This window comes from Nostoc sp. (genome assembly GCF_036917275.1).
In the GTDB taxonomy this organism is placed as follows: Bacteria; Cyanobacteriota; Cyanobacteriia; order Cyanobacteriales; family Nostocaceae; genus Nostoc.
The window spans coordinates 122,447-134,840 of the sequence record NZ_JBALDF010000061.1 but is presented as its reverse complement, the minus strand read 5'-3'; the positions used below and the strand labels follow the sequence as shown (position 1 = coordinate 134,840).

At 43.2% G+C, this 12,394-nt stretch carries 9 protein-coding genes, 1 tRNA gene, 1 pseudogene and 1 riboswitch; of the genes and pseudogenes, 5 read left to right on the top strand and 6 right to left on the bottom strand.

Translation table 11 applies throughout. From position 1 onward, the window contains the following. Positions 1-28: 28 nt before the first annotated feature. From V7K35_RS29815 to V7K35_RS24620, 4 genes are all read left to right on the top strand, one after another. The gene (locus V7K35_RS29815) at positions 29-214 is read left to right on the top strand and encodes a helix-turn-helix domain-containing protein (RefSeq protein WP_442939759.1); all 186 of its coding nucleotides are present in this window, start codon (positions 29-31) and stop codon (positions 212-214) included. A 1,093-nt stretch (positions 215-1,307) separates the two neighbouring features. Then, entirely contained in the window at positions 1,308-2,573 is a 1,266-nt protein-coding gene (locus tag V7K35_RS24630) for an efflux RND transporter periplasmic adaptor subunit (RefSeq protein WP_335082498.1), read from the top strand. 17 nt (positions 2,574-2,590) lie between these two features. Next, positions 2,591-5,974 carry an efflux RND transporter permease subunit gene (locus V7K35_RS24625; protein ID WP_335082496.1) on the top strand — a complete coding sequence of 1,128 codons (3,384 nt, stop codon included), beginning with the start codon at positions 2,591-2,593 and terminating at the stop codon, positions 5,972-5,974. 162 nt (positions 5,975-6,136) lie between these two features. Then, positions 6,137-6,415, top strand: coding sequence for a hypothetical protein (locus V7K35_RS24620; RefSeq protein WP_335082494.1), 279 nt, complete (start codon positions 6,137-6,139; stop codon positions 6,413-6,415). 673 nt (positions 6,416-7,088) lie between these two features. Here V7K35_RS24620 and V7K35_RS24615 read toward each other — a convergent pair. The 4 genes and pseudogenes from V7K35_RS24615 to V7K35_RS24600 all read right to left on the bottom strand — a co-directional run bounded on the left by V7K35_RS24615 (position 7,089) and on the right by V7K35_RS24600 (position 9,269). Then, positions 7,089-7,418 carry a hypothetical protein gene (locus tag V7K35_RS24615; protein ID WP_335082492.1) on the bottom strand — a complete coding sequence of 110 codons (330 nt, stop codon included), beginning with the start codon at positions 7,416-7,418 and terminating at the stop codon, positions 7,089-7,091. Between the two features lie 90 nt (positions 7,419-7,508). Continuing rightward, positions 7,509-7,793, bottom strand: a pseudogene (locus tag V7K35_RS24610) (ATP-binding cassette domain-containing protein); the annotation flags it as partial. A gap of 313 nt (positions 7,794-8,106) precedes the next feature. Continuing rightward, positions 8,107-8,853: a cobalt-precorrin-6A reductase gene (locus tag V7K35_RS24605; protein WP_335082490.1), complete on the bottom strand. Its 747-nt coding sequence runs from the start codon at positions 8,851-8,853 to the stop codon at positions 8,107-8,109. Beyond that, positions 8,850-9,269 carry a DUF1636 family protein gene (locus V7K35_RS24600; RefSeq protein ID WP_335082488.1) on the bottom strand — a complete coding sequence of 140 codons (420 nt, stop codon included), beginning with the start codon at positions 9,267-9,269 and terminating at the stop codon, positions 8,850-8,852. Before V7K35_RS24600 ends, V7K35_RS24605 begins: the two co-directional genes overlap by 4 nt. Positions 9,270-9,290: 21 nt before the next feature. Then, positions 9,291-9,464: riboswitch (cobalamin riboswitch) on the bottom strand. Between the two features lie 155 nt (positions 9,465-9,619). Here V7K35_RS24600 and V7K35_RS24595 point away from each other — a divergent pair. Further along, positions 9,620-9,693 (top strand) — tRNA-Val (locus V7K35_RS24595). A gap of 162 nt (positions 9,694-9,855) precedes the next feature. On the opposite strand, the gene V7K35_RS24590 is transcribed toward V7K35_RS24595, so the two are convergent. Together V7K35_RS24590 and V7K35_RS24585 are read right to left on the bottom strand one after the other, a co-directional pair. Next, the gene (locus V7K35_RS24590; RefSeq protein WP_335082486.1) at positions 9,856-11,253 is read right to left on the bottom strand and encodes a helix-turn-helix domain-containing protein; all 1,398 of its coding nucleotides are present in this window, start codon (positions 11,251-11,253) and stop codon (positions 9,856-9,858) included. Then, positions 11,243-12,394 carry an AAA family ATPase gene (locus tag V7K35_RS24585; protein ID WP_335082484.1) on the bottom strand — a complete coding sequence of 384 codons (1,152 nt, stop codon included), beginning with the start codon at positions 12,392-12,394 and terminating at the stop codon, positions 11,243-11,245. Before V7K35_RS24585 ends, V7K35_RS24590 begins: the two co-directional genes overlap by 11 nt.

The window sequence follows — 12,394 nt, the reverse complement described above, 5'->3', positions numbered from 1 at the left end:
CACTAGAACTTCCCTGGCGTAGAGAGTAATAAAAGAACAAATAATTTTAACCTTAGTTTATCTCAGACATCTGACCACATTTGAACTTCTTAGCTTCCAGTTTGGAGTAAGTGAATCTACAGCAAACAATACATTTATATTTAGAGTTGGAGTAGAAGCGCCAACAGTTGCAACGTCCAGCCAGTGGGATTTTTCTAAATTCTATTTGCTCTGATTAAACTTGTGTTTTACGTGCTGAACCCGTTTTTATCGGTAAACCTGTTGGTTTCAAAACCTTTAGTGATACAAATCGAGTTGTATTTACTGCTGCATCTGTTAATGGTCTTTTGGCTTGAATTAGAATCTTTGCTAACCTAAATGGGTCAAATTTAAGAAAGTCTTTAATATCTTTAGTCCCTTTTTTTCTTGGTCATTCTCCATTTAGTCTAAGAGGGTGTTTGAAAAGTTTTAGGCGAATATAATTCGCTACTACACGAAGCTTAGTCTACCTCCGTGGACTAACGAAAAATTAAGATTTTTAACCCACGGAGGTGGGTTTTGTCTATGTAGCCGCGACTTCTAGTCGCCCAGGTAAGTAACAATTTAGACTTTTCAAACAACCTCTAACGGGACTTAAACATTTTAAAAAATAAACAAGCCTCAAACCTATACAGGGTAGGGGAAATATACATTAATAATGTAGCGAAATAGCCAGTTAGCATCAGGGTCTTGCTCAATCAATTTAGAAGCTTTTACTATCAAGTCTTGGTATTCTCTCGTTGGGGTTACTCCTTTGGTTGTGTTGGCTTTACGAAGTTAACCACTTTTCAGCTAAACACACAAAACACGGGTCAGCTTATAATTCCATAGAATTATAAGCTTTTCACAGATGTCTTAGTTTTGTACCTTTGTAACTATTCCAAATTATAAGGTCGAGTACAAGTACCTCACGCCTAACAATCTCAACAGTGTAACTGGCTAGGGTAGTATTTTTAAGTTTCTACTCAATTCAATTGTGGATTGTTCACCAAGATTTATCAGTCTCAAAAATCGTTGATATCTACCCGAAAAACTTAATTATCTCTATACTTTGGTATTTTTTTTCAGTCATCGAACTCACGTAGTATTAATCCAGGGATTTTTCAAAGATGAGTTTGTTTGCCGTCAAGCCGCGATTCTGACGAAAGATGCATCTAATGATAAACAAAATATCTAAACATCTAGAAAATTGACTGGGGTATAGCTGGAGTTGTTAAGCCTTCTCAAGCCAAGGGATTGAGACGGAAAATTATGCAGTGTATAAATTTAGCCGCTCAACATTTTGTTTCATGTTAAAACGTTATTTTCTACTGAAATACTTAAGCGTATTACTCGCAAATCCAGTATTAGTTAGCATCCTAATGCTCGTAGCATTGACAAGTGCTTGTCAAAACAGCGATCCGGCAGCAAAGGCACTCAGCCCCCCAGCATTACCGGTGAAACTTCAGAAAATTGATGCAGGCACGCTCGAAGAAAGTTCTGTGTTTGTAGGAACGTTAGAGGCGCAGCAAAAAGTTACGCTCCAGCCCCAAACTCAGGGTAGAATCGAATCGATTCTTGTGTCTAGCGGTAAGCAGGTGCAGCAAGGTACAGAAATCGCATCGTTGAGCTTGGATCAGACGCAGGCAAATGTTGCGAGTTCGATCGCAGCTGCAAGTTCGGCGCAAGCAGCATTAGGAACGACTCAAGCACAACTTCAACAAGCCGAAGCCCAACGAACTAAGGCCGCCGCAAATGTTCAGCTGCAACGGACACAATTCAATCGTAACCAAGAGTTAGTCAACGAAGGAGCCATAGCCAGACAAGAGTTAGACGTTGCCAGAAATAATTTACAAGCGGCGATCGCGGATTTGCAAGCTACAAACAAACAAGTTGCTGCATCAGGTGCAGCCATTCGGCAAGCACAGGCAAATGTGCGCTCTGCCCAAGCGAGTACCGCCGCCGCGCAAGTCAATCTCAATTTCAAACGAGTGGTAGCACCGATCACTGGCGTAGTCGGTTATTTTCCAGTGAAAGTGGGAGATTATGTCAACACTGGACAAACCATTACCACAATCACGCAAAACGATTCGCTGGATCTCAATCTTTCTGTACCCTCAAATCGATTGAATCAACTGCGAATCGGATTGCCCGTTGAGTTGATCGATCCCACCACGCAGAAATTGATTGGCACGACGGGCGCGATCAACTCCATTTCTCCCTCAGTCAGTTCCCAAGAGCAGTCAATTTTGAGCAAGGCACGCTTTCGGAATTCACAAGGACGACTGCGTGATGGGCAATACGTTCGAGCTCGGGTGATTTGGAATCGACAACCAGGTATCTTAATTCCCACCGCCGCAATTTCTCGCGTTGCCGGACAAAGTTTTGTGTTTGTCACTGAAAACAAAACCGTAAATGGCAAACAGGAGCAAATTGTGCATCAGCGTTTAGTACGCCTTGGTGACATTCAAGGTACAAACTATCAAGTCCTCTCAGGACTTAAATCCGGCGAAATGATCGTGACTGCTGGCATTCTCAAACTTAGAGAAGGCGCACCAATTCAACCGCAATCCTAAATCCAGGACATCTGATAATGTCGATCGCCAACACCTTCATCAAACGCCCGGTATTAGCTACCGTTTGTACCTTAGTGATTCTGATTTTGGGGGGAGTGTGTATTCCGCTACTGCCGCTTAATTACTTGCCAGATATTGCCCCGATTCGCGTTCAAGTCTCAGCTTCCTATACTGGGGCAGATGTGGAAACTGTCGAAACTGCGGTGACAACGACGTTAGAGCGACAGATTAACGGCGTTGAGGGAATGCAGTACATGACCTCGAACAGTTCGGCAGGTAGTAGCCAAATTTCAGTGTATTTCGGGTCACAGACGGATAAAAATATTGACCAAGTGAACGTGCAGAATCGCATTGCCCGTGCGACACCTCGCTTGCCAACGACCGTGCAACAATTCGGTGTGACGGCGCAAACGTCTTCAACTAGCATTTTATTAGTGTACGCGCTTTATCCCCAAAATAATGAGTATGACGCGCTGTTTATTAGTAACTATATTGACCTCAATTTGCGAGATCAGTTGCTGAGAACACCGGGAGTTGGCGATATCACGATTTTTGGTGAAAAAGAGTATGCGATGCGCTTGTGGCTCGATCCAAATGCCTTGGCGAGTCGGCAATTAACCGTAACAGATGTGTCAACAGCACTGCGATCGCAAAACATTCTCGCCGGAGCCGGAACGTTGGGTCAACAGCCTGTGCCTCCAGGTCAAAGTTATGAAATTCCGCTGCGAATCAATGGTCAATTCAAAGATGCATCAGGATTTGAGAATCTTGTGATTAAAGCCGGGAGTGATGGCAACTTAATTAAACTCAAAGATGTCGGTCATGCCGAACTCGGCTCGGAGACTTACGCTAGTAATGCAAAAAATAATGGCAAGCCGGCGATCGGCATTGCAATTTATCAATTACCAGGTAGTAATGCGCTGGATGTGGCGAAAAACATTCAGGCGCAAATGAATGACCTGATGAAAGAGTTTCCGCCCGGATTACAAGCCAAGATTGTTTACGATACCGTTGGGTTTGTACAAGCATCACTCGAAGAAGTGGTGAAAACGCTTGTGGAAGCGATCGCGCTGGTCGTCCTGGTGATTTTTCTGTTTCTCCAAGACTGGCGAGCCACAATTATTCCGATTTTTGCGATTCCGGTTTCGCTGATTGGCGCATTAGCATTTGCTTACGTGTTTGGATTTTCGTTAAACAATTTGACTTTATTTGGTTTAATTTTGGCGACAGGATTAGTCGTAGATGATGCAATTATCGTCGTCGAGGCAGTCGCCCGTAAAATTGAACAGGGAGTGCGACCGTTTCAAGCGTCAATCGAGGCAATGGACGAACTTACTGGAGCGGTGCTGGCAACGTCGCTGGTGTTGATGGCGGTATTTATTCCAGTAGCGTTTTTTCCGGGTTCGACTGGGAGAATGTATCAGCAGTTCGCCTTAGTAATTGCCTTTTCGATCGCGATTTCAGCGTTTAATGCGCTTTCATTCAGTCCGAGTATGTCTGCAATTTTACTGCGTCCGGCACGACCCAAACGCGGCGCACTTGGCTGGTTTTTTAACAAATTTAATCAAATTTTGGCATGGATCATTCAACGATATCTAGCGATCGTCAATTTTCTGATTCGTGTTCGTTACGTTGTCATTGGATTGTTTGTGGTCGGTTTAACTGCGACTTATTTTATGTTCACCCATGTTCCCACCGGATTTGTTCCGAGTGAAGATCAGGGCATTCTATTAGGCATTATTCAAGGCCCGGAGGGGGTTGCCCTCGGCTATACCGATCAAGTACTTGAAAAAGTTGAACAAATTCTCCAAAAAGAACCGCTTATTAATAACGTTTTTGCAACTTCGGGATTTGGTTTTGCAGGTAGTGGGTCAAATCGAGGCGTGTTCTTTGCCCAACTCAAGCCCTGGGAAGATCGCAGCAAATCCGATCAAAGTGCTTCTGCAATTTTAACCCGAATTAATGGCGCATTTCAAACGATTCCCGAAGCCGTGATCACCGCAGTCAGTCCTCCACCGATTCAAGGCTTTAGTACGCTGGGTGGATTTGAGTTGCAGCTGGAAGACCGCACCAACGGGCGACTGACGATCGATGATTTTTTCGCCAATGCCCAAGCGGTTCTGGCGCAAGCAAATCAACAACCAGCTCTCAAAGGCAATGTGTTTACACAGTTTACCGCCAGTACCCCACAATTTGAAATCGACTTCGATCGCGATCGCCTCGAAGCGCTCAACGTCAATTTTCAGGATGCTGTCACCACACTTGGAACTGCCATTGGTTCGCAGTATGTCAACGATTTTATCCTTGGACAGCAGAGCTATCGCGTTTATGTTCAAGCAGACGGCAACTATCGGCGATCGCCCGATGATATTCGTCAGCTTTATGTGCGATCGGCAAACAACCAAATGGTGCGGTTGAGTGATGTTGCAACACTCACGCCAATTACAGGGCCATCTATAATTAATCACTACAATGGCTTCCGCGCCATCGATCTCCAAGGTAGAGAAGCATCGGGCTACAGCAGTGGACAAGCAATCCAAGCAATGCAACAAGCCGTGACCCAAGTAGCAACATCAGGAGTTGGCAGTGATTGGATTGGAACTGCCCGCGAAGAATTAAGCGCAGGTAACTTGGGCATTCTAATTTTTGGCTTCGGGATCATTATGGTGTTTCTCACACTTGCTGCTCAGTATGAAAGTTATATCGATCCCATAATTATTTTGTTGACTGTACCGTTAGCGTTGTTGGGTGCGTTGAGTGCGCTGGCGTTGCGCGGTTTGGTAAACGATGTCTACGCGAACGTGGCGTTGGTAATGCTGATCGGACTCGCCTCGAAAAACGCCATTTTGATCGTCGAGTTTGCTAACCAAGCCTATGAAGGGGGCATGACAATTCGAGAGGCAGCCTTGACCGCAGCCGAAGAACGATTTCGACCAATTGTCATGACTTCGAGTGCGGCATTACTGGGATTTTTCCCTCTGGTAATCGCCACCGGAGCGGGTTCTGCCTCGCGCTGGTCGTTGGGAACGGCGTTGTTTGGGGGCTTACTCGTGGCAACGATCTTAAGTTTGCTTTTTGTTCCAGTGCTGTACGTAATCATTAAGACTTTGGAAGATCGCTTCTTGAAGCACAAACCTTCTAATCGCTCCCAACCGCCTGCCTCAAATGCAGATAAGGATGCACAATCAACAGCGATACCTTCTCTTCAAGAGGTTTCTCCTGACGGAGACGCTTCGCGTAGCTTGCTTCCACGAAGTGGTACGCCAACGGCAACGTCTTCTCCTTCTCCTATGGTCGACGCTGCGCCAACAAAGACGCAAACGACGAACGCTGATCAACATTCATCTATAGTTGTGAAGCAAAATGTTGATGGTAACAGACCAAATGATTCGAGTAATTGAAAAATAGAATAGGGAGTTGTGAGTTATTATCTTCATCCTCATTCCCCCACTCTGCGTTCTATTACAACAGGTAAAGATTAAGTTACAACTTTGGGAGCTGCTGAGACAATGTAGAGTATCTTCTAATAATTTAGCAAAGTTATAAGCTTTGGAGGAAAGTAAATGAATGTTAAACTAATCGCTTTCTCTGGCTTTGTGACAGCATTTGTGGGTGCAGGAATTGGTTTTATTGCTGCTGATTTATTTCCTTGTCCCTACACAAGTCAAATGTATAAAGGCTTGGATCAAAAATATGCCATTGTCGGTGCAGTTGCTGGTTTGGTGATTGGTGCAAGTCAAGAAATGATTCGAGAACTCAAGCAAGAACGGGATGCGGAAGAAGACTTGCTGCGGGATTTTCACAAAGCTATTCACTCAAGTACAGATAAAAAAAATTACTGATCTGTTAGTGCAAGACATAGTTCTTTCAAAAGACTTCCCTACTACAACAACACATTATTGTGGTGAAAGAAGTTGAAGAGTTGTGCTGCCTAAATTTCCGTCCAAAAAGTTGAGACACAAGGGGGCGAGAGTCAAAAGCGATCGCACAGCAACTTAAAATTTTGACATTTCCAAGCTGAACACAATAACAGGCAACTTATCCGTGGCATCATCTTTACGATTAACAGTCTGCCAAGCATCCTATGGATTTCATCCGAATTGAGACTAGACTATATTCTATTTGCAGTTTTATTTCTTGTTCTCAGGTTGGAGTCGAGAAACGCCAGCAACGAGTGTAAGTAGGAGATGTTCATTTATGCCAAGATGGACAGCACAGGAAAAACAAGCGTATCGAACTGAGGTTAACAGACCATTAGTACCGCAAGGCGGAAGTCAAAAGTCACTCATGTTTTAATTTTGGGCTTTTTAGCTGTAATGAAATGGTAGGTTTATTTCCGCCGACGTGTAACTAGGGGACTGACAAAAAATAAATTATCTGCCTGTAGCATGAATTGATTCTTCAATTTGAAACACCGAGGCTCAAATTACTGTGAAGGTGCTAACTCCAACAATAGTCCAGGCGATCGCTCGTGACCAAGTAAAAGTCTGTTGTAAAAGTACTGGTTGATCAAATTTATATTGAATATTCATAAGTAAAAGTGCTGTGTTCTATGTTATGAGCCTGAGTTTCCAAGTTATAATCTCGACATTCCGAGTTCTGAGGTTGAGGTTTTGAGTTCAAAGGTCGGAGTTTTGAGTAAAAAGGCTGAAGTTCCAAGTTCAAAGGCTGAAGTTTTAAGTTCAAAGGCTGAAGTTTTAAGTTCAAAGGCTGAAGTTCCGAGTTCAAAGGTTGAAGTTCCGAGTTCAAAGGTTGAAGTTCCGAGTTCAAAGGTTGAAGTTCCGAGTTCAAAGGCTGAAGTTCCGAGTTCAAAGGTGGAAGTTCCGAGTTCAAAGGTGGAAGCAATAATATTTCCTCTTAACTCCTGCCTCCTGCTTACATTTTCGCTTCTTGTTGTTGATACAAACAGTAGTAATAACCTTTGAGCGCCATCAATTATTCATGAGTCCCCTGTTCTACCACAGCACCTTAATCCATTATCAAAATGACATCGGCATTGCGAATTGTGCTGAGGCGATGAGTAATGAAAAACACTGTTTTATCTTGGAAAGCTCTCGCTAAGTTACCGCAGACTTGGGCTTCAGCATTGTAGTCTAAGGCGCTGGTAGCTTCATCAAGGATAAGCAATTGCGGATTTTGCAGAACAGTATGAGCGATCGCTACTCGTTGGCGTTGTCCCCCAGACAGTCCCGAACCTCGTTCGCCCACACGAGTGCTATAGCAACAGCCAAGGTGGTTAGGACATTAACAGATGATAAAACTTAGACACAAAAAGGCTCACCCAGTCCCCAGTCCCTAGTCCCCAGTCCCTTGCTATATCAGCGCTGATGTAACGAGCATAGCGTTCTTGCCATTGCCAACGCGGATGAGTGCAGCTATCATTTTTGCAATGAAGCAGTATTCAGGTATAACTCTCTACCGCTTGCATGATTTGCATACCCTTGAGAGCATTGGTGTACAATACTTTTAAGTAATAATCATCATTGCTGACCACTAAATTTTTGATGCGCGTGTGGGCTGCTGTACAGTGTCTTTAATTATGAATTATTCGGTCAAATAGCCATGCCAAAGCACAATCAACATCAGTAACGTGCTCACCTGGCGGTATGGCTGGACGATTTACCATAACAACCTTCACGCCCAGTTCTCGTGCTGCAATAATCTTGGGCTTTGTTGCATCGCCACCGCTATTTTTACTCACAATGGTATCAATCTTGTGATCAATCAGAATTTGCCTTTCATTATTAAGGGTAAAGGGCCCGCGATCGCACAATATCATTCCCGGCGGCACTAAAGCATCATCGGTAGGAGGGTCAATCATCCGCATCAGAAACCAAATTTTCTCGCAGTGAGCAAAGGCGGCGAGTTCTTGCCTCCCGACTGTCAAAAATACGCGCTGTGCTTGGTTTACTACAGCGGCGGCGGCTTCAACGCAGTCAACTTCAATCCAGCGATCGTCACTTCCTTTTTCCCAAGGTGGGCGAATTAACATCAGACGGGGTACTCCGACTTCGGTTGCTGCATCTGCCGCATTCAAGGATATCTGAGTAGCAAAAGGATGAGTTGCATCAATTAATAAGTCGATTTGCATTACTCGCAAATAGCTAGCCAATCCAGCCACACCACCGAAGCCTCCAACCCGTAAATCACCCAATGGAACTGATGGTTCACGGGTGCGACCGGCTAGAGACGTGATTGCTTCTAACCCTTGGATAGTCGCCACTCTGGTAGCTAGTTCTGCGGCATCTCCCGTCCCACCCAGAATTAAAACGCGGATCATTGAGATAAAGGTGGAATCTTTGCCAAAATGCCCTTCTTCAGAGCTTCTGGACGCTCTGACCAAGGCAGTAAACCATCTGCTTTAACATAGTATTGACTAGCACATTCTAGTACCGCAGATGCACTATTATCGACGGCTAAATCACCAAATAAATATGTTAATTTGCCTTTGGCAGCAAAAGCAACTACACAGGAACGATTACAAGCACTCATACATTCAACTTCTTGAATTGGGAATTGATCTCGTAAGTCCCAATCTTGTGCAAGCTGCTGAAGTTGGTGTAGAAGTTTTTGACCGCCACTTTCACCTAAGCGTTTTCCATCTTGCCAAGCGCTAGCACAAGTTTTGCAAACAAATAAAGTATGGTCAGCAACATCCAAGGGACTAGTTGGGGAAATATTTACAGTAGTAGTCATCTGTACCTCGCAGATATATGGAACTGATAATCTATTTCGGCGGGCATCCTGACTCACCAATTTGGGATTTTAGATTACTTAGTTCCTTAATCTCAAATTGGTTCACAGTTGCGGGACAGCGCCGGATTTGCACCGAACTTTCCCCGTTACCTCTGGCAGCTGCTCCCCACCAGAACCGAATAACCTTATTGATCATACACTAGGGTCATCTAAGAAAAGGATATTACCAATGTTAGAAACCCGGTTTTTGCCACAGGTGCAAGATGTCAAATTATACAGTTAGTCTGATTTGGGTCTTTATCTTGCCCTCTCGGAGGAGTATATGCTATTATTGATAATTGTGTGGTTAAGGACGTATAGCTCAGTTGGTTAGAGCGCTACGTTGACATCGTAGAGGTCACTGGTTCGAATCCAGTTACGTCCATTTATTGTTGTACAGTGACTAATTATTTGTCTGTCACCTTACCCATAACTTTGCCGCAACGGCAAGCTTATGCTTCCAATAAAGGGTGGCAAGGTTATGGTTCCAATTTTCCAGGTGTAGAGAAAGAAGCCAACTTACTATGCCCTTTTAAGTTTAATAGCTTTACACTCCAATTTCACGTCGTGTTTCATTTAAAGCAGCACGAACCTGTTTGTAACGGAGATATCCACGATGAGTCATTATTTCAGACACACGAGCTTCTGAGGGGTATTCTCCTTGATTATGCAACTTAAGTACAATCTGCTTAACTTCTCTGCAAGACTGCTGTATCTTTTCTGTATGACATACTTTACCATAACTACGGTATTTGGCAGAAATGGCACGGCATAAATCTGGAAAGTGGCTGAAAATTGTCCGTCTATTATATCCTAAACCTGTAGCTACTTCTTCCATTGTCAGTGGTGGCTCTTTGTCGCTTCCAAGGATTACTAGCAAAGCATCTTGTACTTGATTAGAGTCGAAAAGTTTTGGAGATGCTCTTAGTGTAGGCGATCGCCGAATAGTTTTGTGTGAGATTTTCGTAAAAGATTTAGCAGCAAGTTGTTCTGGTTTTAGTAAATCTAGCAGAGATATTTCTAAGCGATAACAAATTTTGAGAAGCATATCAAGCACTGGTAAAGCTTTACCCGTTTGCCACATCCATAAAGTATTTTTTGGGATTCCCATTAAACGGGCAAACTCAGCTATATTGCCATCAGTTACTATATTTATGACTAGACTCAAAGATTTGGCAATTTCTTCTTTTGCTGGTGGAGAGTTAAAAGATAGGGTGGAAGAAATTAATTCTCCAATAACCTCTACTATCCAAGTTTGCGAATGTAATTCTTCTTTAGATAAAGTTGAGCAATCCGTAAGTTCTGAGGAGGACTTGACAAGAAGATTCATACCTAGCCAACCACCACACTTGGAACAGTAACCAGGTCGCGATCGCCAACTTAGTAGTGGCAACTCCTGCTGACAGTGAGGACATTGCAAACATAGATATATTTTGTGTAAAGGACATACTTTTACTGAATTTATAGTCCAAATTAGTGGTTTATAAATTACTTGTTTAGCTAAACGCCATTCTTCATAACATACAGTACACCAAGCGCTTTGGGTACGAAACAAATTGCGCGTGGGAATAATTTCAGACCAAAATAGCAGGGTCAGCAAGTGCAAATCTTCTATAAGCGTTAGCTTCTGAAGTGCTTGTACTAAATCTATTACTATATTTCCTGTACCATTTATAGCTGTAGCACGGTCGAAAAGAGAACGTAACTCTCTACTAGTTCGGGATTTCAAAAATATTTGTTTTAGCAGTGGTGTAATTGTTCGTGAAATTAATACATCTGGAGTTACACAATGAGCCTCTGCTAATCTTTCTATGTATCCTGTAAGGCTTTCCACCATTGATGTTCTAATGCCAACAGGCTCTAATTGATACAACCGACTACGAGATGGAATAGAAAGCTTTTTTAAATCCCAACATTCGTATGTTACTAATCCATTAGCTAACATCTTGTTGCACTCCAATAGGATCTCTTTTGGGATTGCGTTTGCCAACTTTTCCTGGTGGACGAGTGTTTTTTGGAGCTTCTTCTGGCTGTGCAATTGTCTTTGCTCCAAGTCCTAGAGCAGAGCGTAAGTTTTGTACGTCTGTTTCCGTTTCAGATAATTGTCGTTCGCCCTCTTGAATTTCCTTAAACATTCTCTGACACTGAGCAATTGACCAAGCACGTTTTTGTAAGTCTTTGAGAGTGATCGTTGTTGCCTCTCTATCTAGAGCATCTTTAAGAGCGCGTGTTAGCCAATTTTTGAGTATGCCAACACATCCTAATGTACGTTCATAAAAATATTCCCAATGAGTAACTAAATCTGGATACTCTGCAAGTGGCATCTGCTGTTGAAAAGTCAACAATACACTTTTAAAAGCCTGTACGTCTTCTGGGTTGTCAGCACAATAACGACGGAAATGAATATCGACACTACGACGTGAGAGTTGACCGCTTAAATTACGGAATGTCAGTAATTCGTAAGTTCCTAATAGACAATGCAAGATACCTGTCATATTTGCCACAGATTTAAGGCAGTCTAATTGATCTTGTAGCTTGTATCCGCTTGCCATCTTGCCAAAATGTTGTGCTTCATCTACAAAAAATACGTCTGGATGACGATGGATGAGGGCATTTTCTAAAGCTCTGCGTAGAGCAGGTGCAACTACTTTCGACTCAACATTAATTTTGCCAAAATTATCGCGAGAGATACCACGCACACCATAATCAAACTTGTGATCGATTAAGGGTTCCTCTAAGGCGGTTAAGGCGCGTGTGTAGTAATCTTTCCAGTTGAAGTTTCTCGATTCTGGGGCTACAGCTTCAACACCAACAACAGGAACACGACTGCGATCGCTTTCCAGTTTAGGTAATACTAGTTCTGTTAATTTCTGCTCAATGCGGAGTCGCAAAGTTGTTTTACCAACACCACTAGCACCGTAAACAAAGATAAATGAAGCTCCTGCGGGTTCGGCAATCGTTCGCATGAGAATTTCATAGACTTCTTTAAGTCGAGGATGCGCTACAGTGTAATTCTCAAAATAAGCAAGCCTTTCTGTAGCAGGTCGTGTGAGGAGTTCAAGAGGAAATCCATTAAGTTTTGTCAT

Coding starts and splice junctions, on each gene's coding strand:
- V7K35_RS24600 (WP_335082488.1), bottom strand. CDS start 9,269: ATGACTACTACTGTAAATATTTCCCCAACTAGTCCCTTGGATGTTGCT.
- V7K35_RS24585 (WP_335082484.1), bottom strand. CDS start 12,394: ATGACAAAACTTAATGGATTTCCTCTTGAACTCCTCACACGACCTGCT.
- V7K35_RS24630 (WP_335082498.1), top strand. CDS start 1,308: ATGTTAAAACGTTATTTTCTACTGAAATACTTAAGCGTATTACTCGCA.
- V7K35_RS24590 (WP_335082486.1), bottom strand. CDS start 11,253: ATGTTAGCTAATGGATTAGTAACATACGAATGTTGGGATTTAAAAAAG.
- V7K35_RS24625 (WP_335082496.1), top strand. CDS start 2,591: ATGTCGATCGCCAACACCTTCATCAAACGCCCGGTATTAGCTACCGTT.
- V7K35_RS24620 (WP_335082494.1), top strand. CDS start 6,137: ATGAATGTTAAACTAATCGCTTTCTCTGGCTTTGTGACAGCATTTGTG.
- V7K35_RS24605 (WP_335082490.1), bottom strand. CDS start 8,853: ATGATCCGCGTTTTAATTCTGGGTGGGACGGGAGATGCCGCAGAACTA.